Origin of the sequence: Paraburkholderia sp. BR10882, assembly GCF_040948855.1 — a bacterium.
In the GTDB taxonomy this organism is placed as follows: Bacteria; Pseudomonadota; Gammaproteobacteria; order Burkholderiales; family Burkholderiaceae; genus Paraburkholderia; species Paraburkholderia nodosa_A.
On the sequence record NZ_JBFPKP010000003.1, the window covers coordinates 432,694 to 459,067 of the forward strand.

Annotated in this window: 17 protein-coding genes; 11 read left to right on the forward strand and 6 right to left on the reverse strand. The window is 67.3% G+C overall.

Translation table 11 applies throughout. From position 1 onward, the window contains the following. Window positions 1–2 precede the first annotated feature (2 nt). Window positions 3–4,454: a translocation/assembly module TamB domain-containing protein gene (locus AB3X99_RS11250; RefSeq protein WP_368616955.1), complete on the forward strand. Its 4,452-nt coding sequence runs from the start codon at window positions 3–5 to the stop codon at window positions 4,452–4,454. Between the two features lie 73 nt (window positions 4,455–4,527). Here the strand turns inward: AB3X99_RS11250 and metG are convergent, their stop codons facing one another. Together metG and AB3X99_RS11260 are read right to left on the reverse strand one after the other, a co-directional pair. Then, on the reverse strand, window positions 4,528–6,681 hold the full coding sequence (gene metG / locus AB3X99_RS11255) for a methionine--tRNA ligase (RefSeq protein WP_368616956.1): 2,154 nt from the start codon (window positions 6,679–6,681) through the stop codon (window positions 4,528–4,530). A gap of 463 nt (window positions 6,682–7,144) precedes the next feature. Then, window positions 7,145–7,798: an OmpA family protein gene (locus tag AB3X99_RS11260; RefSeq protein ID WP_069265434.1), complete on the reverse strand. Its 654-nt coding sequence runs from the start codon at window positions 7,796–7,798 to the stop codon at window positions 7,145–7,147. Window positions 7,799–8,116: 318 nt separating this feature from the next. On the opposite strand from AB3X99_RS11260, the gene apbC reads away from it, so the two are divergent. The 5 genes from apbC (at window position 8,117) to AB3X99_RS11285 (ending at window position 13,732) form a co-directional block, all read left to right on the forward strand. Next, window positions 8,117–9,205, forward strand: a complete 1,089-nt coding sequence (gene apbC, locus AB3X99_RS11265) for an iron-sulfur cluster carrier protein ApbC (RefSeq protein WP_069265433.1) — start codon at window positions 8,117–8,119, stop codon at window positions 9,203–9,205. Between the two features lie 148 nt (window positions 9,206–9,353). Then, window positions 9,354–9,908, forward strand: a complete 555-nt coding sequence (locus AB3X99_RS11270; RefSeq protein WP_324161893.1) for a superoxide dismutase family protein — start codon at window positions 9,354–9,356, stop codon at window positions 9,906–9,908. A 143-nt stretch (window positions 9,909–10,051) separates the two neighbouring features. After that, window positions 10,052–10,621: a dCTP deaminase gene (dcd, locus tag AB3X99_RS11275; RefSeq protein ID WP_028207739.1), complete on the forward strand. Its 570-nt coding sequence runs from the start codon at window positions 10,052–10,054 to the stop codon at window positions 10,619–10,621. An 88-nt stretch (window positions 10,622–10,709) separates the two neighbouring features. Then, window positions 10,710–12,989, forward strand: a complete 2,280-nt coding sequence (locus tag AB3X99_RS11280) for an arginine/lysine/ornithine decarboxylase (protein WP_069265431.1) — start codon at window positions 10,710–10,712, stop codon at window positions 12,987–12,989. A 62-nt stretch (window positions 12,990–13,051) separates the two neighbouring features. Then, entirely contained in the window at window positions 13,052–13,732 is a 681-nt protein-coding gene (locus AB3X99_RS11285) for a lysozyme inhibitor LprI family protein (RefSeq protein WP_368606883.1), read from the forward strand. 10 nt (window positions 13,733–13,742) lie between these two features. On the opposite strand, the gene AB3X99_RS11290 is transcribed toward AB3X99_RS11285, so the two are convergent. The 3 genes from AB3X99_RS11290 to AB3X99_RS11300 form a co-directional block, all read right to left on the reverse strand. Continuing rightward, window positions 13,743–14,672 (reverse strand): bestrophin family ion channel, encoded by a 930-nt coding sequence (locus tag AB3X99_RS11290; protein WP_342947878.1) that lies wholly within the window; start codon window positions 14,670–14,672, stop codon window positions 13,743–13,745. Between the two features lie 255 nt (window positions 14,673–14,927). Next, on the reverse strand, window positions 14,928–16,334 hold the full coding sequence (gene argH / locus AB3X99_RS11295; protein ID WP_069265428.1) for an argininosuccinate lyase: 1,407 nt from the start codon (window positions 16,332–16,334) through the stop codon (window positions 14,928–14,930). A 139-nt stretch (window positions 16,335–16,473) separates the two neighbouring features. Next, window positions 16,474–17,304 (reverse strand): helix-turn-helix transcriptional regulator, encoded by an 831-nt coding sequence (locus AB3X99_RS11300; RefSeq protein ID WP_368606879.1) that lies wholly within the window; start codon window positions 17,302–17,304, stop codon window positions 16,474–16,476. Window positions 17,305–17,504: 200 nt separating this feature from the next. Between AB3X99_RS11300 and AB3X99_RS11305 the strand changes: the two genes are divergently transcribed. After that, entirely contained in the window at window positions 17,505–18,269 is a 765-nt protein-coding gene (locus tag AB3X99_RS11305; protein ID WP_368616957.1) for a methyltransferase domain-containing protein, read from the forward strand. Between the two features lie 79 nt (window positions 18,270–18,348). Here the strand turns inward: AB3X99_RS11305 and ppc are convergent, their stop codons facing one another. Further along, window positions 18,349–21,210 (reverse strand): phosphoenolpyruvate carboxylase, encoded by a 2,862-nt coding sequence (ppc, locus tag AB3X99_RS11310; RefSeq protein ID WP_368616958.1) that lies wholly within the window; start codon window positions 21,208–21,210, stop codon window positions 18,349–18,351. Window positions 21,211–21,217: 7 nt separating this feature from the next. Here ppc and AB3X99_RS11315 point away from each other — a divergent pair, with 7 nt between their 5' ends. From AB3X99_RS11315 to AB3X99_RS11330, 4 genes are all read left to right on the forward strand, one after another. Continuing rightward, the gene (locus AB3X99_RS11315) at window positions 21,218–21,463 is read left to right on the forward strand and encodes a hypothetical protein (protein WP_368616959.1); all 246 of its coding nucleotides are present in this window, start codon (window positions 21,218–21,220) and stop codon (window positions 21,461–21,463) included. A 420-nt stretch (window positions 21,464–21,883) separates the two neighbouring features. Next, window positions 21,884–22,936, forward strand: coding sequence for a hydroxymethylbilane synthase (gene hemC, locus AB3X99_RS11320; RefSeq protein ID WP_368616960.1), 1,053 nt, complete (start codon window positions 21,884–21,886; stop codon window positions 22,934–22,936). Between the two features lie 158 nt (window positions 22,937–23,094). Next, a complete protein-coding gene (gene hemDX / locus AB3X99_RS11325; protein WP_368617049.1) occupies window positions 23,095–25,134 on the forward strand; it encodes a fused uroporphyrinogen-III synthase HemD/membrane protein HemX in 2,040 nt (679 codons plus the stop codon). 2 nt (window positions 25,135–25,136) lie between these two features. Then, window positions 25,137–26,336 (forward strand): heme biosynthesis protein HemY, encoded by a 1,200-nt coding sequence (locus tag AB3X99_RS11330; protein WP_368616961.1) that lies wholly within the window; start codon window positions 25,137–25,139, stop codon window positions 26,334–26,336. The last annotated feature ends 38 nt before the right edge of the window (window positions 26,337–26,374 follow it).

Here is a 26,374-nt window from a genome sequence, read left to right on the forward strand (position 1 = left end):
GCATGAGCGCGCGCCGTTTTGCTGCGGTGGCATGGCTGCCGGCCACGTTCGCGGTGCCGCCGGAAGAAGCTGGCCGCAGCCCGGAAGATGAAGCGCGCAGCGAAGCCGGCGGCCATGGAGGCCATGGCGGCGACGGCGGCGCGGGCGGCGACGGTGCGCCGCCGCGCCGCCGCGGGCCGCGGCTCTGGAAGGCGCTTGCCTGGGCGATCGTCGTGCCGGTGCTGCTCGTCGGGCTCGTCGCCGGTTTGCTCTATGGCGTGCTGACCACCGAGCGCGGCACGGCCTACGCGTGGCGCGCGGCGGTCAGGCTGCTCGACGGCAAGCTTGCGGGCCGGTTCGAAGGCGGCACGCTCGCGAGCGGTGTGCGCTTTTCCAACGTGAGCTGGCGCGGCACGGACGGCACCACGCTCAAGGTCGACCGCATCGGCGGCCAATGGGAGCTGCAGGGCTTCGGCCAGCAACCGTGGCGCTTCGTGGTGGACTACCTGCATGCCGGCGACATCGAGATGCGCGTCGTGCCGTCGCACGAGCCTTCCTCGCCCATGAAGCTGCCGGAGAACCTGCAGCTGCCGCTCGGGCTCGAGATCCGCGACCTGCAGGTGGACAAGCTCACGGTGCACGAAGGCACCTCGACTAACGAGTTCTCGCACTTCCAGTTCCACGGCCGCAGCGACGGCCGCCATCACGAGGCCGCCATCGAGCATCTCGACACGCCCTTTGGCGCAGTGAGCGCCGAGGCGAAGCTCGACGGCGTGCGGCCGTTCGCGCTCACGGGCGACCTGGGCTACTCCGGCAAGGTGAACGGCGAAGACGTGCAGGTGAGCGCAAACCTCGCCGGCTCGCTCGAGGCGCTCACGGCCGATGTCGACGCGAGCGGCATGAAGCTCACCGGGCGCGCGCATGTGGAGGCCACGCCGTTCGCTGCCGTGCCGCTGCAGCGGGTCACGCTCGCGTTCGATCATGTCAATCCGCAGGCGTTCGCGCCGGGCGCGCCGTTCGCCGACCTCGCCGTGCGTGCGCAATTGCAGCCGGTGCCGGGCGGCGCGGCGGGCGTGCCGGCGGCGCTCGCGGCGGTGGCTTCGGGCGCGGCGGCGGTGTCGGGCGTGACGCCGGCTTCGGTGCCCGCGCTGGCATCGGCGCCTGCGGGCGGGGCGATGCCCGATGCCGCGGCCGATGCGGCGCGCGCGCGCAGTAATGTGGCGGGCTTCACGGTGGCGGGCGCGGTCTCGATCGTGAACGCGAAGCCGGGCGCCATCGACGAAAAGCTGCTGCCGCTCATCGACGCCCACGCCGACGTCGTGCTCGACGCGAAGACGCAGCGCATCCCGAGGCTTGCCGTGCGTCTCGTGAGGAACGCGACGATCACCGGCGGCGGCACGATCAGCGGGCGCGACGGGCGTTTCGATCTGAAGGTGGCCGGGCTCGACCTCAACGCGATCCAGTCGAACGTGCGCGCCACGCAATTCGCGGGGCCGGTCGGCGTGCGGCTGAATGGCGACGTCCAAAGCGTCACGCTCGATCTCGCCGACCCCAAGGCGGCGCTGCGCGTGCAGGGCAAGATCACGCAGGACCCCGCGCGCCTGTCGCTCAACGATGTGCGGCTGACTTCCGGCGCGGGGCGCATCGACCTGTCGGGTGCGCTCAAGCACGACGCCAGTTCGACCTATCAACTCAAGGCGGTGCTGACCAATTTCGATCCGCTGTCGCTCACGTCGCAAACACCGGCGCGCACGGCCGCGAAAACTCCAGCGCCGGCCGCCCGGCCGCGGCCTGCAGCCCAACCCGCCGCCGACGCGCTCAACCCGCAACGCAATCTCGCGCTCAATCCGGCGCTGAACCCGTCGCTCAATCCCGCGCAATCGGGCGAGCAGGCCGCCGAGCAAAAGCGCGTGGAGAACGCCAAGCAGACCGAGCGGGGCGGGGCGGCCCAGCACGAGGCGAAGCCGCGAGCCGCCACGCGTCCCGCGGCCCGGCGCATCGAAGCGCGCGTGAACGGCACGCTCAATGCGAGCGGCACGCTCGCGCCCGCCTTCACGACGCGGGCCGAGTTCAAGCTCGGCCCGAGCGTCTACGACGACTTGCCGCTCACGGGCGAGGGCCTCATCCAGCTGGCGGGCTCGCGGATTCTGCCAAGCCGCGCGAACCTGTCTATCGCGGGCAATACCGTGGATCTGCAAGGCAGCTTCGGCGCGCGTGGCGACCGCTTGCGCTTTCGCGTGGATGCGCCGCAGCTCGACCGGCTCGGCTTTGGCATCGCGGGCCAGCTCGCGGCGAATGGCGACGTGACCGGCACCTTCGCACATCCCGACGTCTCGCTCGACTACAAGGCCGACCACGTGGTGTTCGGCGATAACCGCGTCGGCCATGCCGAGGGCCGGGCGCTCGCGCGCGACGGCGCGAACGGCGCGCTCGCCTTCAGCACCGACGCGAGCGACATCGCCGTGGCGGGCGTCGATATCACGACGCTCACCGCGCGCCTCGACGGCACGCGCGCGAAGCACACGCTCACCGCGAGCGCGAAGGGCAAGGTGCAGGGCCAGCCGATCGACTTCGTGGCGGCGGCCAACGGCGGCCTCCAGGACACGCGCGAGGGCACGCGCTGGAACGGCACGGTGACGCAGCTCGAGAACCGCGGCGTGCCCGGCGTGAAGCTGCAGTCGCCTCTCACCGTGAGCGCGGGCCCCGGCAAGGTCACGCTCGGCGCGACGCGCATCACGGGGGAAGGCGCGTCGCTCGACCTGAAATCGTTCGACCTCGACCATGGCCGCATCCGTTCGGCGGGCACGCTCACCAACGTGTCGCTTGCACGCATCATGCAAATCCGGCAGCAGTTCACGGGCGTACCGTCCACGCTCAGGACCGACCTGATCTTCGACGGCGACTGGGACTTCGCTGTCGGCGCGACGGCCACCGGCTATGTGCAGATCAAGCGCCGCTCGGGCGACATCACGACCGAGGTCGGCCGCGGCTTTGCCTCGCTGGGCGTTGGCGACCTCAACGTGCGCGCGGCCTTCAGCGGCGGCAACCGCCTCACGCTCACGGCGCATGCGCAGGCGAACCGCGTGGGCGTGCTCGACATCGACGCCTACACGACGCTCATGCCGCGCGACGGCATCCTCACCGTCGCGGACGAGGCGCCGATCGGCGGCACCATCAAGGCGAACGTGCCCTCGCTCCGGAACACGGGCGGCATGCTCGGCCCGACTTACCTGCTCGACGGCCATCTCGCGCTGCAGCTTGCGCTCGGCGGCACGGTCGCGAAGCCGAATCTCACGGGCTCGCTGGTCGGCGACGGCATCTCGGCCACCGTGGTCGACCAGGGCGTGGAGTTGAAGGACGGCGTGATACGCATCGCGCTCTCGCAGAACCTGGTCGACTTCCAGCAGGTGGAGTTCCACGGCGCGACGAGCGGCACGCTGCGCGCAAAAGGCCAGGTGCGGCTCGACAACGCCGAGCCCGATCTCACCGCGAGCATCGTCGCCGACAAGCTCGAGCTTTTCGCTTCGCCCGACCGCAAGCTGTCGCTTTCCGGCAGCGCGAGCATCGCCAACGGCGGGCATCTGGGCGGCATGCAGATCGACGGCAAGTTCACCGTCGATCACGCGCTCTTCGACATGCCCGCGTTACCTGCGCCGTCGCTCGGCGACGACGTCGTGATCGTGCGCCCCGACGGCACGACGGTGGGCGGCAGGCCGCCCATCGAAGAAACGGCGTCGACCAGGCCCGCGCCGCGATTTGCTCCGCGTGCTAACGTCGACATCGATCTCGGCCACGACTTCCGCTTCCGCGGGCAGGGCGCGGATCTGGGCCTGGCGGGCACGATTACGGTCAACAGTGCGCCGGATGTCCCGCTGCGCGCGGTCGGCAACGTGCGCGTGACCGAAGGCTCCACGTACACGGCGTTCGGCACCAAGCTCAATATCGAAAACGGCTTCTTCACGTTCAACGGGCCGGTGGGCAATCCGGGCATCAACATTCTCGCCATGCGGCGCAACCAGCAGGTCGAGGCGGGCGTGCAGGTCACCGGCACCGTGCAGGCGCCGTCGGTGCGGCTCGTCTCCGAGCCCAACGTGCCCGATAACGAAAAGCTCTCCTGGCTGCTGTTCGGGCACGGCACCGACCAGGGCAACAACCTCGGCCAGCAGAGCGCGATGACGACGGCGCTCGCCCTGCTCGGCAGCGCGCAAGGCAAGCGCATTGCGCAGAGCATCGGCCTCGACGAATTTTCGATCGGGCGCAGCGAGGTGGGTCTGACCGACACCGAGGTCGTCATGATCGCGAAGGCCATCAACCAGCGTCTCGTGATCGGCTATGAGCAGGGCCTGCAGTCGGCGTCGAACGCGGTGAAGGCCACGATCAACCTCTCGCGCTACTGGTCGCTGGTGGTGTACGGCGGCACCTTCAACGGCGCCGATATTCTCTATACGCGGCGTTTCGATCGGCTGCGCCGCTAGCGCCTCGAAAAGCCAGATGCAAAAAGAAACGCCCCTCGCAAGGGGCGTTTCGTATGACATCAGCGAGTGGGTATTACCTGACCCGCATGCCCGGCTTTGCGCCGCTATGCGGTTCGAGAATGTACAGACCCGGTTCGGCCTTCTCGTCGGCGGCGGAAGCCGCGAGCACCATGCCTTCGGACATGCCGAACTTCATCTTGCGCGGCGCGAGGTTCGCAACCATCACCGTGAGCTTGCCCTTGAGGTCCTCCGGCTTGTACGCCGAACGAATGCCCGAGAACACGTTTCGCGTCTTTTCCTCGCCCACGTCGAGCGTGAGTTGCAGCAGCTTGTCCGACCCTTCGACGAAGTTGCAGTCGACGATCAGCGCCACGCGCAGGTCGATCTTCGCGAAGTCGTCGATGGAGATGACTTCCGGCGTTTCATCGGCGGCAGGCTTCTTCGCTTCCTTGGCAGCCTTCGACTTCTTGTTCGCATCCGCAGCCGCGGCGGCGGGTGCATCGGTTGCCTGCAGCGAATCGCGGTTGGCGGCAAGCAGCGCTTCGATCTGCTTCGGATCGACGCGCGTCATCAGGTGCTTGTACGCGTTGATCGGCTGTTGCGACGAAAGCGCCTTGCCGGCATCGGCCCAGGTCAGCGGCTCGATCGCGAGGAACTGCTCGACGCCTTCCGCGAGCGTCGGCAGCACCGGCTTCAGCGCGAGCGAAAGCAGGCGGAACGCTTCGAGGCTCACGCTGCAGGTCTCGTGCAGCGCCACCGGGTTGGCCGGATCCTTGGCCTGTTCCCACGGCTTGGCCGTGTCGACGTAGCCATTCACGGCGTCGGCGAGTTCCATCGTCTGGCGCAGCGCGCGGCTGTATTCGCGTGCTTCGTAGTGCGCAGCGATTTGCGCAATCGCGCCGCGCAGTTGCTCGAGCAGCGGATGGTGCATCGCGCTGTCCTGCACGCGGCCGTCGAAGCGCTTGATCAGGAAACCCGCCGCGCGGCTTGCGATGTTGATGTACTTGCCGACGAGGTCGCTGTTCACGCGCGCCTGGAAGTCTTCGAGGTTCAGGTCGAGGTCTTCCATCGTGCTGTTGAGCTTCGCGGCGAAGTAGTAGCGCAGCCACTCGGGGTTCAGGCCCGTGGTCACATAGCTTTCCGCCGTGATGAACGTGCCGCGCGACTTCGACATCTTCGCGCCGTCCACGGTCAAAAAGCCATGCGCGAAGACGTTGGTCGGCGTGCGGTGGCCCGAGAACTGCAGCATCGCCGGCCAGAACAGCGTATGGAAATACAGGATGTCCTTGCCGATGAAGTGATACTGCTCCGTCTTCGAGCCGGCCTTCACCCATGCCTCGAAATCGAGGCCGCGCTTTTCGCACAGGTTCTTGAAGCTCGCGTAATAGCCCACGGGCGCATCGAGCCACACGTAGAAGTACTTGCCGGGCGCGCCCGGAATCTCGAAGCCGAAGTAGGGGGCGTCGCGCGAGATGTCCCAGTCGGCGAGCTTCGATTCGCCCGATTCGCCCAGCCACTCGCGCATCTTGTTGGTCGCTTCCGGTTGCGCGAGGCCGCTCACCCAGCCGCGCAGGAAGTCTTCGCAGCGCGGGTCCGAGAGACGGAAGAAGTAGTGCGTCGAGGTCTTGCGGATCGGCGTCGCGCCCGAGACCACCGAGTACGGATTCTTCAGGTCAGTGGGCGCGTAAGTCGAGCCGCATACTTCGCAGCTGTCGCCGTACTGGTCCTTCGCGCCGCACTTCGGGCACTCGCCCTTGATGAAGCGGTCCGGCAGGAACATGTTCTTGACCGGGTCGTAGGCCTGCTCGATGTCGCGCGTTTCGATGAAACCCGCTTCCTTGAGCGCCAGATACACCGACTCGGAGAGCACACGGTTCTCTTCGGAGTCCGTCGAGTAGTAATTGTCGAACGACACGCCGAAGCTGTCGAAGTCGCGCTTGTGCTCCTGCCACACGCGCGCGATCAGCTGCTGCGGCGTGAGGCCTTCCTTCTCCGCGCGCAGCATGACGGGCGTGCCGTGCGTGTCGTCGGCACCGACGTAGTAAACCTCGTGACCATGCATTCGCAGCGCGCGAACCCAGATGTCCGTCTGGATGTACTCGACCAGGTGGCCGATGTGGATCTGACCGTTGGCGTACGGCAGAGCAGACGTAACGAGAATCTGGCGGCGGCCGCTTTGATTGGCATGCGCGCCGGCTGCTGCGAGGTCGGTGGCGGGTGCTGACATAAGTGAGGGGAAGTCCGATGTTGCGGGGGGAAAGCGCGATTTTAGCAGGGCAGGCGCAGCGCCGTTCGGCGAGCCGGTGGACGCTCGTATGCGCAATGCCTGGATGGGGCGCGGGCTGCGTGAGTCGCGGGGATGCTGCGACGCACAAATTGCGGCCAAAAAAAACCGGGGCAAGATTGGCCCCGGAGCAACAACGACAAGAGGAGAATGGTGACGCGGCGGCACTGCCGCACACGTACCGTAAAGACAGACAGCACGGCTTCCCGAGAGTTCGAAAATTTTTTCGATTCTCTGCAAGCGCATTGAAGCAGGCTTGAGAGGGCCGTCCAGCAAGGGTATCGGAGCGCGTGTTCGAGCAACTCCAAATGCAAACGGGGCGGCATGACTGCCGCCCCGTCAATGTGTCGCTGTTTTTTCTGCGCAGTCGCCGGCACTGCGTTCCCGGCGACTGCGTCGGGCGAGCTTAACCGCCCTGGTGCTGCGACGTCGCGCGCAGGTACATTTCCACGCGGCGGTTGGCGGCGCGGCCCGCTTCGGTGTTGTTGTCGGCGATCGGTTGCGTATCGCCGCGTCCCTCCGCCGCCATGCGCTGCATCTGAATGCCGCGAGACGCGAGGTAGTTCACGACGCTCTGTGCGCGGTTGACCGACAGCGTCTGGTTGTAGGCGGCGGAGCCCGTGTTATCCGTATGGCCGACCACCTGCGCAACCACTTCCGGGTTCTGCTGGAGGGTCTGCGCGACCTGGTCGAGCACCGGCGCGAACGACGGCTTGATCGCGTAGCTGCTGGTGTCGAACGTCACATTGCTCGGGATGTCGAGCTTGAGCGAGCCGTCCGGCTGCTCGGTGATCTTCGTGCCGGTGCCCTTGGTGGCGCCCGAGAGCTTGTTGTGGATGTTTTGCCAGTTGTAGCCGGTGATGCCGCCGACCAGTGCGCCCGCGCCCGCGCCGATTGCCGCGCCCTTGCCGCCGCCGAAGATGGCGCCGATCGCCGCGCCCGTGCCTGCGCCGACACCGGTGCCGACAGCCGTGTTGGTGCCCTGCTGCGTCGCGCAGCCGGCGACGAGCGCGCCGGCGATGGCGAAGACGGACAGGCGAGTCAGGATTCTTGTGTTCATTTGCTTTCCTTTCTTGAGTGGAACGGACGCTGCCTGCGGCGTTCGCGGCCCCGCTTGCGAACAGGGTCTTCGAACGGTGCGCGGCGGCAGCTACTACAATGACGCCTTGAGGTTTGCGCCGCCAGGCGAAAGGCCGCTGGGTCGCGGCTTCGAGACCGCCTGGTCGGCATACAAAATCGATGCTGCCGCGAAGCGTGCCCTTTCGGGCAATTTTGCGCAATGCAGCTTAACAATTTCTTTCGATTTCCGGCGCGTAGGCGATCAGTCCTCACTCGGATCGGCGCTAACGCAGACCGGCATTCTCCCCACGGAGTTTCAATGAGCATAGATCGGGCTTTGGTCGACGCCGCGCTCGCGGCCTTGACGGACGCGAACACGGGGCATCCCTACACGGTGGCCAAGGGCGTGCGCAACGTGACCGTCGATGGCGATACGGTCGGCGTCGAGATCGTGCTCGGCTATCCGGCGAAGAGCCAGTTCGACGCGGTGCGCGCGCAGGTCGAAGCGGCGCTTGCCGCCGTGCCGGGCGTGAAGGCGAGCCGCGTCGCGGTCAGAAGCGAGATTACCGCGCATACGGTGCAACGCGGCGTGAAGCTGCTGCCCAACGTGAAGAACATCGTCGCCGTGGCCTCAGGCAAGGGCGGCGTGGGCAAGAGCACGACCGCCGTGAATCTCGCGCTCGCGCTCGCCGCCGAAGGCGCTTCGGTCGGCGTGCTCGACGCGGACATCTACGGCCCTTCGCTGCCGATGATGCTCGGCATCGAAGGCCGCCCCGAATCGCCCGACGGGCAGTCGATGAATCCGCTCGAAGGCCACGGCGTGCAGGCCAACTCGATCGGCTTTCTGATCGAGCAGGACAACCCGATGGTCTGGCGCGGCCCGATGGCCACTTCCGCGCTCGAGCAGCTGCTGCGTCAGACCAACTGGCGCGAGCTCGACTATCTCGTGGTCGACATGCCGCCGGGCACCGGCGACATCCAGCTCACGCTCTCGCAGCGCGTGCCCGTCACGGGCGCCGTGATCGTCACGACGCCGCAGGACATCGCGCTGCTCGACGCGAAGAAGGGCCTCAAGATGTTCGAGAAGGTAGGCATTCCGATTCTCGGCATCGTCGAGAACATGGCCGTGCATATCTGCTCGAACTGCGGCCACGCCGAGCATATTTTCGGCGCGGGCGGCGGCGAGCGCATGGCCAAGGAGTACGGCGTGGAAGTGCTCGGCAGCCTGCCGCTCGACATCGCCATTCGCGAGCAGGCCGATTCGGGCAACCCCACCGTGGTGGCCGCACCCGAGGGGCCGGTGGCGGCAACCTATCGCGCGATCGCGCGGCGCGTGGCGATCCAGATCGCCGAGCGCGCCCGCGACATGACCTCGAAGTTCCCGACCATCGTCGTGCAGAACACCTGAGCGCCGGTGCGGCCGCAGCGCTCGTGCGGCGCCCCGCGCATGGGGACAGATAGGCGCGCGCCGCGCCGCCTGCGCGGTATCATGTGGGCTTCATCGGGTCCGGTATGGCGGCAGCAACGGGGCTGCCGCCGCCCGGCAAGAGGATCGCATGGATAAAGGACACGACAGGCAAGCGGGGAATGCGCAGGTCGTCAGGATGATCGCCCTCGTCACGCTCTGCGGCTGCGCGCTGCTGGCGGGCTGCACGAGCTTCATGGGGCAGCAGGAGAAGCGCGCGGTCGCACAGTTGCTGCCCACTGTCGGCAGCCAGGTGCGCGGCACGGTTTCGTTCGTCGAACATTCGGACGGCGTGCAGGTGAGCTACAACCTCGCGGGCCTGCAGCCCGACAGCGATCACGCATTGCAGGTGCACGAGCGCGGCGACTGCAACGCCACCGACGCCTCGAGCGCCGGCGCCGTGTTCGCGCCCGCCGCGGAGCGCCTGAAGCCCGGCGCGCGCGTGGAAGGCGACCTCGGCAATATCCATGCGGATTCGAACGGCGTGGCGTCGGGCTTTATCGTCGCCCCCGACGTCTCGCTCGACGGCGTGCGCTCCGTCCTGCAACGCGCGGTGATCGTGCACCGGGACGCCATCGACCCCTACGCGTACCCGCAGCGCGGCACGGGCCCGGCGCTCGCCTGCGGCCTGATCCGCGCCCAGTGAGCGCGGCGTTGGCCCCGGCGCGAAACGCAGTTCCAGGCATGGCGATCCACATCGCGTAAAATAGGCGCCTTTCGCACGCGGCGCGCGCCCGGTGGGTCCGTCCGCATGCTTTCCCGACCCGAATTTCTCGTCAAGTAGCGAACATGGCAATCAAGTCCGACAAGTGGATCCGGCGCATGGCCGAAGAGCAGAAGATGATCGAGCCGTTCGTGCGCGATCAGGTCCGTATGTCGGAAGACGGCCGCAAGATCGTGAGCTACGGCACCTCGAGCTACGGCTACGACATCCGCTGCGCCGACGAATTCAAGATCTTCACGAACATCAATTCGACCATCGTCGATCCGAAGAACTTCGACGAAAAATCGTTCGTGGACTTCAAGGGCGACGTCTGTATCATCCCGCCCAATTCGTTCGCGCTGGCGCGCACGGTCGAGTATTTCCGCATTCCGCGCAACGTCCTGACGGTGTGTCTGGGCAAGTCGACCTACGCGCGCTGCGGGATCATCGTGAACGTCACGCCGTTCGAGCCCGAGTGGGAAGGGTATGTCACGCTCGAATTCTCAAATACGACACCTTTGCCTGCGAAAATCTACGCGAACGAAGGGGTGGCGCAAGTGCTGTTCTTCGAAAGCGACGAGATCTGCGAGGTCTCGTACGCGGATCGCGGCGGCAAGTATCAAGGCCAGCACGGCGTCACCCTGCCGAAGACCTGAGTTCCAGCGCACAACACTACCGGATTCAACGACATACGGGGACCGCTGCGCGTCATATGCAGCGGTCGTGTCTTTTGGAGAATCGCCCATGAAGTTTCGTTTTCCCGTCGTCATCATCGACGAAGACTTTCGCTCCGAGAACATCTCGGGTTCCGGCATCCGCGCGCTCGCCGAAGCCATCGAGAAAGAGGGCGCGGAAGTCCTCGGGCTGACGAGCTACGGCGACCTCACGTCGTTCGCGCAGCAGTCGAGCCGCGCCGCGTGCTTCATCCTCTCGATCGACGACGACGAGCTGCTGCCCTACGTCGAAGGCTCGGACGAGGAAGCGCCCGAGCACGCGCCCGCCATCGTCGCGCTGCGCGCGTTCATGGAAGCGGTGCGCAAGCGCAACTCGGACATCCCCATTTTCCTGTACGGCGAGACGCGTACCTCGCGCCATCTGCCCAACGACATCCTGCGCGAGCTGCACGGCTTCATCCACATGTTCGAGGACACGCCGGAGTTCGTCGCGCGCCACGTGATTCGCGAAGCGCGCGTGTATCTCGACGCGCTCGCGCCGCCGTTCTTCAAGGAACTCGTCAAGTACGCCGACGAAGGTTCGTACTCGTGGCACTGCCCGGGTCACTCGGGCGGCGTCGCTTTCCTGAAGAATCCGCTCGGCCAGATGTTCCACCAGTTCTTCGGCGAAAACATGCTGCGCGCCGACGTCTGCAATGCGGTCGAGGAACTCGGCCAGCTGCTCGATCACACCGGCCCGGTCGCGGCCTCGGAGCGCAACGCGGCGCGCATCTTCAGCGCGGACCACGTGTTCTTCGTGACCAACGGCACGTCCACGTCGAACAAGATCGTCTGGCACGCAACGGTCGCGCCCGGCGACATCGTGCTGGTCGACCGCAACTGCCACAAATCGATCCTGCACGCGATCACGATGACGGGCGCGATTCCCGTGTTCCTCACGCCGACGCGCAACAACTTCGGCATCATCGGCCCGATTCCGCGCGACGAGTTCAAGCCGGAAAACATCCGCAAGAAGATCGAGGCGAATCCGTTCGCCCGCGAGGCGCTCGCGAAGAATCCGAACGTGAAGCCGCGCATTCTGACGATCACGCAGAGCACGTACGACGGCGTGGTCTACAACGTCGAGATGATCAAGGACCTGCTCGGCGACATGCTCGACACGCTGCACTTCGACGAAGCCTGGCTGCCGCACGCCGAATTCCACGAGTTCTACCAGGACATGCACGCGATCGGCGCGGGCCGTCCGCGTACCAAGGCGCTGGTGTTCGCGACGCACTCGACGCACAAGCTGCTCGCCGGAATCTCGCAGGCCTCGCAGATCGTCGTGCAGGACTCGGAAGACAGCGCGTTCGACCGCCACCGCTTCAACGAGGCGTATCTGATGCACACGTCCACGTCGCCGCAATACGCGATCATCGCGTCGTGCGACGTGGCCGCCGCGATGATGGAAGCGCCGGGCGGCCCGGCACTGGTGGAAGAGTCGATCGCCGAAGCGCTCGACTTCCGCCGCGCCATGCGCAAGGTGGACGCCGAGTACGGCGACGACTGGTTCTTCCAGGTCTGGGGCCCGGACGAGCTGGCCGAAGAAGGCATCGGCTCGCGCGAAGACTGGATGCTGCGCCCGAACGATCACTGGCACGGCTTCGGCGCGCTGGCGGAAGGCTTCAACATGCTGGACCCGATCAAGGCGACCATCGTCACGCCGGGTCTGGACGTGGACGGCGAATTCGGCGAAACCGGCATTCCGGCCGCGATCGTGACGAAGTACCTGGCCGAGCACGGCATCATCGTCGAGAAGACGGGGCTGTACTCGTTCTTCATCATGTTCACGATCGGCATCACGAAGGGCCGCTGGAACTCGATGGTGACCGAGCTCCAGCAGTTCAAGGACGACTACGACAACAACCAGCCGCTGTGGCGCGTGCTGCCCGAATTCGTCGCGCAGCATCCGATGTACGAGCGCGTGGGCCTGCGCGACCTGTGCCAGCAGATCCACAGCGTCTACCGTGCCAACGATATCGCGCGCCTCACGACCGAGATGTACCTCTCGAGCATGGAGCCTGCGATGAAGCCGTCGGATGCATTCGCGAAGCTCGCCCACCGCGAGATCGACCGCGTGCCTGTCGACGAACTCGAAGGCCGCGTCACGTCGATCCTGCTCACGCCGTATCCGCCGGGTATTCCGCTGCTGATTCCGGGCGAGCGCTTCAACAAGACGATCGTGAATTATCTGAAGTTCGCGCGCGAGTTCAATGAGCGCTTCCCGGGCTTCCATACCGACATCCACGGGCTCGTGGGCGAGACCATCAACGGCCGCATCGAGTATTTCGTGGATTGCGTGCGCGACTGAACGCGCGAGGGGAGGGGATGTTGGATGGTTCTTCGGCGCGGCTAGCGCGTTATTTTGCTGCGATGGTGTCGACGCTGTCGGTGATTTCGACCGCCACGGTGCTGTTCGCCGTGGCACCGGCGGCGCGCGCCGAGGTCGCGGCGGCCGATCCGATCGATACGGCCATGCGCACCTGTCTCGCGCGCGCGGACCGGTCGTCGACGGCTGGCCAGATCCAGTGCATGGACGACGCGCGCACCGCATGGCGCAAGGCCGCCGACAACGCGCTCGCGCAACTGCTCGCGAAGCTGCCGGCCGCGCAGCAAAAGCGCTGGCAACTGAGCCAGCAGAAGTGGGTGGCCTGGCGCGACGCCGAGGACACCATGCTCGGCGCCGCATTCGCGACCACGAGCGGCAGCACCTACCAGCTCTACGAGGCGGACATGCGCCTGCAGCCGGTGCGCGATCGCGCGCTCGCGCTGCGCACCCAGGCGACGACCTACGACGGCGACGCGCCGAAGGTGCGCGCCTGCAGCGCCGATGCGCGCTGCGAGCACGTGAGCTATGACCTCAATCGCTACTACCGTCAGCTCTATGCGCGCATACCGAAGCACGCCCGGCCTACGGTTGCACGCGCACAAAGCGACTGGCGCGCGTATCGCGACGCGACCACGCCGCTCATCGACGAGCATGCGCGACTCGATCTGCTAGGCGGGCGCCTCGCGACCTTGAAGCGCCTCGCCGAAACGGTGAACAACCACTGAGGCTGCGCCTTCAGTCGAGGATGAACTGCTCCGGCGCGCGCGCCGGCAGCGCAGTCGGCTCGCCCATCAGGTCGTGCAACGCGACCTCGATGCCGGTCGACATCAGGTTGAGCGCGAGGTCGTTGTCTTCGGTGCCGAACGGGTCTTCGAGCTGCGAGGCGATCGCCTCGTGGGCCATGAACGCGTAGGCCACGAACACGGCGAAGATCGGCGTCAAACCGCCGATGCTGTCGACGAGGCCGAACGGCAGCATCGCGCAGAAGAAGTACACGGTGCGATGAATCATCACCGTATAGGCGAACGGCAGCGGCGTGGAGACGATGCGCTCGCACCCGCCGATCACATCCGAAATGCCATTGAGATTATGTTCGAACGCGAGCACCGCGTAGCCGTCGAGGCGGCCTTCGCGCGTCTCGCGCTGGACCCATTCCGAAGCGCACAGCAGGAGCGTGGCCGGGCGGTAGCGCGCCGCCATCACGCGCGCGAACAGCGCGGGCGCCAGGCGCGACTCGAGATCGGCGCGCGGGTCGGTGTTGCGCAGTTGATGGCGCAGCGCATGCGGCAGCGCAGCGAGCAGACCGGCCAGTTCGCTCGCCCGCTCGCGTGTTGCCGCTTCGTCGCCGCTGCGCGGGAGCGTCAGTGCCTGGCGCACCAGCGAGCGCGTCTCATTGAGCATTTGCCCCCAGAGCTTGCGGCCCTCCCAATAGCGGTCGTAGCTCGCGCTGTTGCGAAAGCCGAGAAACACCGCGAGCGCAATACCGATCAGCGAGAACGGCACGGTGCTCAGGTTGACCGTGAGCTTGAGGATGTGATCGTGCGCGGCCACTGCGATGATCGACAGTACCAGCACGATGAAGAGGCGCGGCAGAAGTTGCGGCAGCACGGAGCCGCGCCACGCGAGCAGCATGCGGAACCAGTGGAGGTGAGGGCGGACGATCATGGGGCAGGTGTTGGGGGCGAAGACGAAACCTGACGGAGCAAGTCGGCAGTATGGCGCGGGATCGTAGGCCATGACGCGCGGCTGCCGGGCGCACACTTCCGGCATTTTGCTGCGGGTACAGCGCGCTGTCATGTGTGTCCTCATGGGCATGGTCACCTTGTGCGCCGCCCACAAGCAAACCGGGCGCGCGACGTTGTCCGTCGCGCGCCCGGTTGGGCTTTAGACTGCGAGCGTTTTCCGCCCGTTGCGCTGCGCTTACTTGAGCGCCGCGCGCGCCGCCGCGATGGCCGCACGCACCTGCTCGGGCGCGGTGCCGCCCGGATGGTTGCGCGCCGAGACCGAGCCTTCGAGCGTCAGCACTGCGAACACGTCTTCGGCCAGCAGGTTCGACACGGCCGGCAGTTCGCGGCGCATCTCGTCGAGCGTGAGGTCGGCCAGATCGCAGTTGCGGTCCACGCAGATCCGCACCGCGTGCGCCACGGCTTCGTGCGCGTCGCGGAACGGCAGGCCCTTCTTGACTAGGTAGTCGGCCAGATCCGTGGCCGTGGAGAAGCCCTGCAGCGCCGCCGCGCGCATCGCCTGCTCCTTGACCGTGATGCCCGCGACCATCTCCGCGAAGATGCGCAGCGTGTCTGCCACGGTATCGACCGTGTCGAACAGCGGCTCCTTGTCTTCCTGGTTGTCCTTGTTGTAGGCGAGCGGCTGGCCCTTCATGAGCGTGAGGAGCGCCATGAGATGGCCGTTCACGCGGCCGGTCTTGCCGCGCGCGAGTTCCGGCACGTCCGGGTTCTTCTTTTGCGGCATGATCGACGAGCCCGTGCAGAAGCGGTCGGCCAGATCGATGAAGCCCACGCGCGGGCTCATCCACAGCACCAGCTCTTCCGAGAAGCGCGAGACGTGCGTCATCACCAGCGCGGCCGCCGCCGTGAATTCGATGGCGAAGTCGCGGTCGGACACGGCGTCGAGCGAGTTTGCGCAGATGCCGTCGAAGCCCAGCGTCTTCGCCACGGCGAAGCGGTCTACGGAAAAGCTCGTGCCCGCGAGCGCCGCCGCACCGAGCGGCAGACGGTTCACGCGCTTGCGGCAGTCCACCATGCGCTCGGCGTCCCGCGTGAACATTTCCACATAGGCGAGCAGGTGATGGCCGAAGGTGACCGGCTGCGCCACTTGCAGGTGCGTGAAGCCCGGCATGATCGTGCCCGAGTGCTGTTCGGCCAGGTCGAGCAGCGCGCCGCGCAGGTCGCCGAGCAGGCCGCCGATGCGGTCGATCTCGCCGCGCAGCCAGAGGCGGATGTCGGTCGCGACCTGGTCGTTGCGCGAGCGGCCCGTGTGCAGCCGCTTGCCCGCATCGCCGATCAGGGCGGTCAGGCGCGCTTCGATGTTCAGGTGCACGTCTTCGAGGTCGAGCAGCCATTCGAATTCGCCGCGCTCGATCTCGCCCTTGATCTTCGCCATGCCGCCCTCGATGGCGGCGAGGTCGTCGGCGGAGATGATCTTCTGCGCGGCCAGCATCGACGCGTGTGCGAGCGAGCCCTCGATATCGACGAGCGCGAGGCGCTTGTCGAAGAAGACCGACGACGTGTAGCGCTTGACCAGCTCCGACATGGGTTCGGAGAAGCGAGCCGACCAGGCTTCGCCTTTTTTGTGCAGTTGGGACGTCATGGTGATGGGGCGTGAACGAGCAAGCGGTGAGAAGGCGTGCCGCGCGGCGCATTGCGCTGCATTGCGTCAAGCACGGCGGGAAAGAACTCGATTTTAACATTGGCGCTCTGCCGCAACGCCGCCAGGCGGCCCGCGCCGCTCAGAGCCGCACCAGCACCACGAGCTTGAGATCTTCGCGATGTGCGGGCTTGAAGGTGATCTGGTCGCAGGCGATGCGGCCGTGGCGCGGATGGTTGAACTCGCGCCGGCCGCCCTCGCGCTCGAACACGTCCTGCGAGGCCCAGAAGCGCGCGAAGTCATCGCTTGCGGCGATCAGCGAGTCGATCAGCGCGCGCGTGGGCGCGTCGTTGAGGTGGCGGATGGAGTCGGCGCGGAACTCGGCGGCCAGGCGCCGCGCGCGCGTTTCCCAGTCCACGATCAGCTCGCGCCCGAGCGGCTCGGTGAACGTGAAGCGCAGCAGGTTGCGGTCGTGCTCGCCGTCGAGCCAGCCCGTGAAGAGGTCCGCCGCATGCGCGTTCCAGGCGAGCGCCGTCCACTGGCGGTCGAGCACGTACGCGGGGGCGTCCACGAGCTTCACCGTTTGCAGCAGCGTGGCGGGCGCGTCCGCGGCGGTGGCCGGATCGGGCTCGGCGGGGTCGCGCTGCGCGGCCAGCTCGAACAGATAGGCGCGCTCGGCGCGCGAGAGCCGCAGTGCGACGGCGATGCGCGCGAGCGCGTCCGCCGAAGCCGAAACGGGGCGGCCCTGCTCGATCCACGTGTACCAGGTCGGGCTCACGCCGCACAGCTGTGCGACTTCCTCACGGCGCAGGCCAGGCGTGCGGCGGCGCGGGCCGGGCGGCAGGCCGACCTCCGCGGGCGAAAGACGCTCGCGATGGGCGCGGATGAATTCGCCCAGCGCGCGGGCGGGCGTTGCGTCGAGGGTTTTGCCGGCGGCGGCGGGTGAAGCCGGGGAGGGCGTATCGAGGCTCATTGGGCGTGGGGCTAGTGGCAGCGATACCAGAATAATCGCTTAACTTGTACTGGTACAAAACGGACTCTATTGTAGCGTCTGACGCGGCGACGGGCCGCCACGTCAGCCAGCCCGGAGATTGCAGACCCCTCGGCGCGCGGCGCTCGCCGCTTCGCGCCCCACATAAAGCACCGCATAAGAACCCGCAAAAGGAGCATGCGATGAAGCATCACGATCAGGTCGCCGACGCGTTCGGCTCGACCGCCGCCGCCTACCTCACGAGCCAGGTCCACGCGAGCGGCGCGGATCTGGAGAACCTCGCCGCGACCTTCGCGGCCACCTGCGGCAATGCGACGGTGCTGGACATGGGCTGCGGCGCGGGCCACGCGAGCTTCGCCGTGGCGCCGCACGTGCGCGAAGTCGTGGCCTACGACATCGCTCCGCAGATGCTCGCCACGGTCGAAGCCGCCGCGAAGGAGCGCGGCTTGACGACCGTGCGCACGCAGCAGGGCGCGGCGGAAACGCTGCCGTTCGCCGACGCGAGCTTCAACTGGGCCGTGAGCCGCATGAGCGCGCACCACTGGCGCGACGTGCCGCGCGCGCTTGCCGAAGTGCACCGCGTGCTCAAGCCGGGCGGCCGGCTGAAGTTCATCGACATCGCGGGCATCGACGATCCGCTTTACGACACGCATATTCAGGCGATCGAACTGTTGCGCGACGCGTCGCACATTCGCGACTACCGCGCCGACGAGTGGATCGCGATGCTCGACGCCGCCGGCTTCGACGCGAAGGTGAGCGCGCGCTGGCGCATCGCGCTCGACTTCGATTCGTGGGTCGCGCGCATGCGCACGCCGCCGGAGCGCGTGACGGCGATCCGCTCGATGTGGGAGCGCACGCCCGATGAAGTGCGCCAATACTTCGATGTGCAGAGCGATATGTCGTTCAAGCTCGATGCACTGATGATCGACGCGACGCGGCGCGATTGAAGTTCGCCTGAGGCAATAAAAAACGGCGTCGTGACCGCGAGGGCACGACGCCGTTTGCACAGGAGCACAGCGCGAACGCTCAACCCGTATTGCGCAGCCCCGCCGCAATCCCGTTGATCGTCAGATGAATACCGCGCCGCACGCGCGGGCTCGGGTCGCCGGCGCGATAGCGCTTGATCAGCTCCACCTGCAAGTGATTCAACGGATCGAGATACGGGAAGCGGTTCTTGATCGAACGCGCGAGCAGCGGGTTGTCGGCGAGTCGTCCGGGGGCGCCCGTGATCTCACCGAGCACCTTCGTCGTGCGCTCCCATTCGGCCACGATGCGCTCGAATACGAGCTTGCGCAGCTTCTTGTCCGCGACGAGTTGCGCGTAGCGCGAGGCCACCGCGAGGTCGGTCTTCGCGAGCGTCATGTCCATGTTCGAGAGCAGGTTCGAGAAGAACGGCCAGGTCTTGTACATCTTCTTGAACATCGCGAGACGGCGCGCGCGCTCGGCGTCGCTGCCCGCATCGTCGAGATACGAGGCCACCGCGCTGCCAAAGCCGTACCAGCCCGTGAGCAGCAGGCGGCACTGGCCCCACGAGAAGCCCCACGGAATCGCGCGCAGATCGTCGATCTTGCGGTTCTTCGGGTCCTGCAGCTTGCGCGAGGCCGGGCGGCTGCCGATGTTCAGCTCGGCGATTTCCGTGATCGGCGTGGAGGCGAAGAAGTAGTCGGTGAAGCCGGGCGTCTCGTAGACGAGCGAGCGATACGCGGCCATCGCGGCGTCGGAGAGCGATTGCATCGTCTGCTCGAACGCGGGCAGCTGGTCGGGCGCGTTGCTCGCCCCGCCCATCGGCAGCAGCGTCGCTTCGAGCGTCGCGGCGATCACCGTTTCGAGGTTGCGGCGGCCGATCTCCGGATTGCCGAACTTGCTCGCGATGACTTCGCCCTGCTCGGTCAGGCGGATCTGGCCTTCGACCGTGCCCGGCGGCTGCGAGAGGATCGCGTTGTAGGTCGGGCCGCCGCCGCGGCCCACCGTGCCGCCGCGGCCGTGGAACAGACGCAGCGTGATGCCGCGCTGCTTGTATAGCGCGACGAGCGCGAGTTCCGCACGATACAGCTCCCAGTTCGAGGTGAGGAAGCCGCCGTCCTTGTTGCTGTCCGAGTAGCCGAGCATGATTTCCTGCTCGTTGCCCTGGTGCTCGACGATGGCGTCGATGCCGGGCAGCGCGAGCAGGTCGCGCATGATGCCCGGCGCGTGGCGCAAGTCGGGAATCGTCTCGAAAAGGGGGATCACCATCAGCGCGGCCTTCGCGGGGTCTTCCGCGTGGCCGAGGCGCCCGCGCATGAGACCGGTTTCCTTCTGCAGCAGCATCACTTCGAGCAGGTCGGAAACCGTTTCGGTGTGCGAGATGATGTAGTTGCGCACGGCGCGCGCGCCGAACTTCTCGCGCGTCACGCGCGCCATTTCCAGTACGCCCAGCTCGCTTTTCACGAGCTCGGAATAGTCGAGGTACGGCGAGCGCAGCGTGCGCGGATCGGCGAGCTGGGCGAGCAGCACGATCTGCTTGTCTTCTTCGGAAAGCGCCGCGTAGTCGGCTTCGACACCGGCGCGCGCGAGCAGCTCCGTAATCACGGCTTCGTGGATGTCCGAACTCTGGCGCAGATCGATCGAGGCGAGATGGAAGCCGAACACGTCGACGGCGCGCATGAGCGGCGCAAGCCGCGTGGTGGCGAGCGACGCGCCGTGATGCTCGGCGAGCGAATCCATCAGGATATGCAGGTCGCGCGAGAACTCGTCGGCATCGGCATAGGGCTTGGCGCGCACGGGCGCGGCGTTGCGGCCCGCGCTGCGCACGGCCACCACGCCTTCGCCCAGACGCACGCGCGCGCTCGCGGCGAGGCGCGTATATACGCCGATCAGCGCGCGGCGATACGGCTCGTCCACGCGGTGCGGCGACTGGTCGGGCGAGGCTTCGGCGAGCGCCTTCAGTTCTTCGCTTGCGCCCGCGAGCAGGTTCGACACCGAAAGCTCGGCGCCGAGTCGGTGCACTTCGTCGAGGTAATGCTGCAGGATCACCTGCGCCTGGCGCTCGCTCGCTTCTTCGAGCGTGGCGGCCGTGACGTTCGGGTTGCCGTCGCGGTCGCCGCCGATCCAGCTGCCCATCTGGAAGAACGCGGGCAGGCGCGCCGAAAGGCCGTGCTCCTTTAGCTGCGTTTCGATCTCGCTGTAAAGCGCCGGGATCTCGGTGAGGAAGGTCGTGTGGTAATACGAAAGCGCGTTCTCGATTTCGTCGCCCACGGTCAGGCGCGACTCGCGCAGCATGCGCGTTTGCCAGAGCGAGGTCACGCGCGCGCGCAGGAGCGACTCGTTGTGCTCGAGCTCGCGATGCGTGAGCGGCTGGTCGCGCTCGGCGAGCAGGCGCGCGATGTCGTGCTGCGAGTCGAGCGTGCTCTTGCGCTGCACTTCCGTGGGGTGCGCGGTGAGCACGGGGACGATCAGCGCGTCGTTGAAGAACTGCTGGAGCACCGGCGTCGCGGCCGCGCCCGCCAGTGCGAGACGTTCGAGCGAATGCGCGATGGTGCCCGCCTGCGGCGCCGAGCCCGCGAGGTCATGAATGCGGCGGCGGCGGTTGCGGTGGCGATCTTCAGCGATGTTCGCGAGATGCGAGAAGTAGCTGAACGCGCGCACGACGCTTACGGTCTGCTCGGGCGAGAGCGCGCGCAACTGCTTTTCCAGCGCGAGCGCGTCGGCGCTGTCGTCCTCGCGGCGAAAGCGCACGGCGGTCTGACGAATGGTTTCCACGACGTCGAATACCGCGTCGCCTTCCTGCTCGCGCAGCACTTCGCCGAGCAGGCGGCCTAGGTAGCGGATGTCTTCGAAGAGCGGCTGGTCCTTGTCGTCGCGCGCGCGACCATTGCGCGAAGCGCCGGCGGGCGTTTTCGGAGCCTTCACCGCCTTCGTGGCCTTCGTCGCTTTTTCGGCCTTCGGCGTCTTCGCCGCCTTGACAGCCTCGGCGGCCGGTTTCGTCGTCGCGGATTTCGTGGTCTTCGTGGTCTTCGTCGTTTTCGCCGGTTTCGTGGACGGCGCGGCCGATGCGGCCTTCGAAGTTGCGTTCTGCGATGCGGTGTTGCGGCGCTCTGCGCGCGCCGAGCCGGAAGACTTCACGATGTTTTCCTTGAGGCTTGCCAGGATATGGGCAGGTTAGTCGGAGAACTGCCAACTGCATGACCGCGGCGCGTGCCGGGCCGTGTACTGCGGGTGCAACCTGGAGAGGGCGGAAGGTGCCACCCTGTGCGAGCCGTGCGGATAGGGCAGAGGCGGCGCGGCTCGCCAATGGCGGTGCGCCGGGTGCAGGCCTTGCTGGAGAGTGCGCCGCTCGCGAGGGCGAGCGCAAGCCGAAGCGGCGCCGCGGCCGCGCGGGCCGCGTTTGTGCCAGCCGCATGCCAGACGCGCGCCAGTTTGCCTACGATGGGTACAGTAAGCGCCGCTGCAACGCCTGAGTCTCTTCCTTGCCGCCGCCCGCGCCCTGTCAGCCTGTCCCTGCGGGGAGGCGGTAAAAAGGGCGCGTGCTAACATTGCCTGTTATCCGATCCTGCTTTTCATCCCGTCATTCGATGTACTTGTCATGAACTCCGAGACGTTATCCGCGCCCATGCCCCGCACCCTGGTGATCGCTTCGCGGGAGAGCCGCCTCGCGATGTGGCAGGCCGAGCATGTGCAAGCTGCGCTGCACAAATTATATCCAGCCTGCGACGTGAAAATTGTTGGAATGACGACACGCGGCGATCAAATTCTCGACCGCACGCTCTCGAAGGTGGGCGGCAAGGGTCTTTTCGTCAAGGAACTGGAGCAGGCGCTGGCCGAGGGCCGCGCCGATCTCGCCGTGCACTCGCTCAAGGACGTGCCGATGGAGCTTCCGGAAGGCTTCACGCTCGCGGCCATCATGGAGCGCGAGGACCCGCGCGACGCGTTCGTCTCCAACGACTACGACTCGCTCGCCGCGTTGCCGGCGGGCAGCGTGGTGGGCACGTCGAGCCTGCGCCGCGAGTCGATGATCCGCGCGCGCTATCCGCATCTCGACGTGAAGCCGTTGCGCGGCAATCTCGACACGCGCCTCGCCAAGCTCGACCGCGGCGATTACGCGGCCATCATTCTCGCGGCGGCGGGCTTGAAGCGCCTTGGCCTCGGCGCGCGTATCCGCGCGCTCATCGAGCCCGAGGACAGCCTGCCGGCGGCGGGGCAGGGCGCGCTCGGCATCGAGATCCGCGCCGATCGCGCCGATATTGCCGCATGGCTCGCGCCGTTGCACGACGACGCCACCGCGAAGGCCGTCGAAGCCGAGCGCATGGTTTCGCGCGCACTGGGCGGCAGCTGCACGGTGCCGCTCGCAGCCTACGCGCAGTGGCACGATGGCAAGCTTGCGCTGCGCGGCACGATCGCCATGCCCGACGCGAGCCGGGTGCTCGCGGCGCAGGAGGCCACCGCGGCATCCACGCTCGACGATGCCATGGCGCTCGGCCGCCGCGTTGCAGACGACCTCATCGCGCAGGGCGCGCTCGAGATCGTGCGCGCACTCGCGGACGCGGCCCAGGCCGCCGATGGTCCGAATGCGGCGCCCGCCAGCGGCGGCGGCGCCCACAACCCTACCGGCGCGGGCGAAGGCCCGGCCTCCAGATGATGGCCGGCCCGAGGCAACCATACGGCAACCCCGACCAGCCCGACGACTGGGGCGGGCCGGGCGACGCCTCTACCGGCGCGAAGCGCGCGTCACCGGCAAGCGGCGATAACAGCCATGGTGGCAATGGCAATGGCGACGGTAAGCCATTCACCGTCGTCATGACCCGGCCGGCCGGTCAGTCGGATGGCCTGGCGGGGCGACTCGCGCAGCACGGCATGCGCACGCTCGACTTTCCGCTCATCGCCATTGCGCCCGTGACCGACGAAGCGCCGCTGCGCGCCGCGCTCGGCGCGCTCGAACGCTATGCGCTCGTCGTGTTCGTTTCGCCGAACGCCGTCGATCGCGCGTTCGCATGCTATGCCTCGGTCTCGTCGATCTGGCCGCCCGCGCTGCCCGTGGCCGTGGTCGGCCCGGCGAGCGTAGCCGCACTCGAGCGGCACGGCGTGGCGGCCCCCGAGCATCGCGTGGTGAGCCCTGCGGGCGCGGGGGAGGAAGAGCCCGCGCGCTTCGATTCCGAGTCGCTTTACGCCGCGCTCGAAAAGACCTTCGGCGTGGATGCCTTCGCGGGCAAGCGCGTCCTGATCGTGCGCGGCGACGGCGGCCGCGAGTGGCTCGCCGAGCGTCTGCGCGAAGCGGGCGCCGAGGTCGAGACCGTGGCGGCCTACCGCCGCGTCGTGCCCGAGCCGCCCATTGCCGCCTGGACGCAGGTGCACGCGCTGCTCGAAGGCGCGCCGCACGCGTGGCTCGTCACGAGCTCCGAGGGCGTGCGCAACCTCGACGAACTCGCGCGCGAGCACCTCACGGCGGGCGAGATCGTCGAGCTGCGTCATGCGCCGCTTGTCGCGCCGCACCCGCGGATCGCCGAGACGGCGCGCTCAATGGGTTTTGATAGGATTACGGTGTCCGGCGCGGGCGACGAACGCATCGTCGAGACGCTGCTAAGCCTCGCTTCTTCCGTTGTTCAACCGGTTCAGAACACTCCGGCCCAAGCGCCGGCCAACCCACGCATGACAGATTCGAACAACTCAAGCAGCACAACAAACCAGGGTGCCCTCGCCACGGGCGCGGCCGCTTCCAGCAGCGCGTCGGCTTCGGGCAGCGCATCGGCGCGGCCTTCGTATGCGTCGTCGGGCGCGGGCTCTTCCGCGCCGCTGACGCCACCGCCGGGCGCGGGCAACGGGCGGCGCGGCGCAGGCTCGGCGCTGCTGTGGCTCGTCCTGGTGCTGGTCGCGGCGGGCTCGGGCGCAGGCGGCTATTTCCTCAATCGCAAGGTCGACAACCTCGGCATGCAGGCCATTCAACGCCAGCAGGCGAGCGAGCAGCAGACCGCCGCGCTGCGTGCGCGCGCCGACCAGGCTGTTGCGGGCGCACAGCAGGTCGACAAGCAGATCGCCCAGCTCGAAGGCAAGATCGCCGACGCGCAGAATTCGCAGCAGGCGCTCGCGCAGCAATACGCCGACCTGTCGAAGAGCCGCGACGACTGGACGCTCGCCGAAGTCGGCCAGATGCTGTCGAGCGCGAGCGAGCAGCTCCAGCTCACGGGCAACACGCAGCTCGCACTGTTCGCGCTGCAAAGCGCCGACACGCGCCTCGCCGCCTCGGACAACGCGCAGGCCATCGCCGTGCGCAAGGCGATCGCGCAGGACATCGACAAGCTCAAGGCCGCGCCGTCGACGGACCTCACGGGCCTCGCCATCAAGCTCGACACCGCGCTCGGCCAGATCGACTCGCTGCCGCTTTCAGGCGAGGCGATCGTCGCGCATACGAAGCCGGAGGCTGCACAGCCTGCCGATATCGCCCAGGTTGCCGCGGCGACCAGCCAGCCGAAATGGAAGGTGTGGATCGACACCTTCGTCGACGGCGTGGGCAAGCAGATCGCGAGCCTCGTGCAGGTGCGCCGCATCGACAACGCGGACGCCATGCTCGTGTCGCCCGATCAAGGCTATTTCGTGCGTGAGAACCTGAAGCTGCGTCTGCTTTCGGCGCGCCTGTCGCTGCTCTCGCGCAACCAGGACACGCTCAAGTCCGACCTCGCGGCCGCCGACGCCACGCTCGCACGCTACTTCGACAGTGCGTCGAAAGACACGCAAACGGTGCGCGGACTGCTCAAGGAAGTGAACGACGGCTCGGCCGCCGTCACGCTGCCCACGCTCGACACGAGCCTGAAGGCGATCCAGCAATACCGGAGCCGGGGGTAAGCATGGCGATCCGTGGACTCCTCTGGCTCGCGCTTCTGTTCGCGATTGCCGTCGCGCTCGCGACTGTCGGGCGCTTCGACACCGGGCAGGTGCTGCTCGTCTATCCGCCGTATCGTGTGGACGTCTCGCTCAACCTGTTCGTGGTCGGCATCGTGGTGGCGTTCCTGCTGCTATACGCGATCCTGCGTTTCGCGCGCAACATCGTGACGATGCCGCGCCGCGTGGCCGCCTATCGCGCGCGCATGCGCGCCGAGAAGGCGAACTCGGCGCTGCGCGATGCCGTGGGCAATCTCTACGCGGGCCGCTTCTCGCGCGCCGAGAAAGCCGCACGCGATTCGCTCGCCGACGCGAAGAATACGAGCGCCGCGGGCCTGATCGGCGCGACGGCTGCGCACCGTCTGCATGAATACGCGCGCCGCGACGAATGGCTCACCCAGGTCGACGACCCCGACCTCCAGGAAGCGCGCCTCATGGCGACCGCCGACATGCGCGCCGACGGCCGCGACGCCGATGGTGCGCTTGCCGCGCTCACCGAAATGCGCACGCAGGGCGGCCGCCGCATCCACGCGCAACAGATCGCACTGCGCGCGCAGCAGCAGCTCAAGAACTGGAGCGAAGTGCTCAAGCTCGTGAAGACGCTGGAAAAGCGCGAAGCGTTGCACCCGGCCGTGGCCGTGCGCCTGCGCCAGCTCGCGGCGGAAAATCTGCTGCGCGACCGTCGTCACAACGCCGATGCGCTGCTCGAACTGTGGCAGTCGCTCTCGAACGTCGAGCGTCACTCGCCGCGTCTCGCCGACTGCGCCGCCGAACTGCTGATCGCGCTCGATCGCCAGGCCGACGCGCGCAAGATCGTCGAGGAAGCGCTCGCGCAGAACTGGGACGCGCGCTTGCTGCGCCGCTATCCGGACACGGCGGGCAGCGACGCGCTGCCGCTCATCCAGAAGGCCGAGGTTTGGCGCAAGGAGCGCCCTGAGGACGGCGACCTGCTGTTCGCGCTGGGCCGCCTGTGCCTGAAGCAACAGCTCTGGGGCAAAGCGCAGTCGTTCCTCGAAGCCGCGCTCAAGTCCGCGGACGCCACGCAGAACGAGCCGCTCAAGATCCGCTCGCATCGCGCACTCGCGCGTCTGCACGAGCAGCTCGGCGACGGCGAGAAGGCCGCTTCGCACTATCGGGAAAGTGCGCTGTCGATGAACGTGGTGTAAAGCAGCCCGCGACGAATCCGAAGCCGCAATAAAAACGA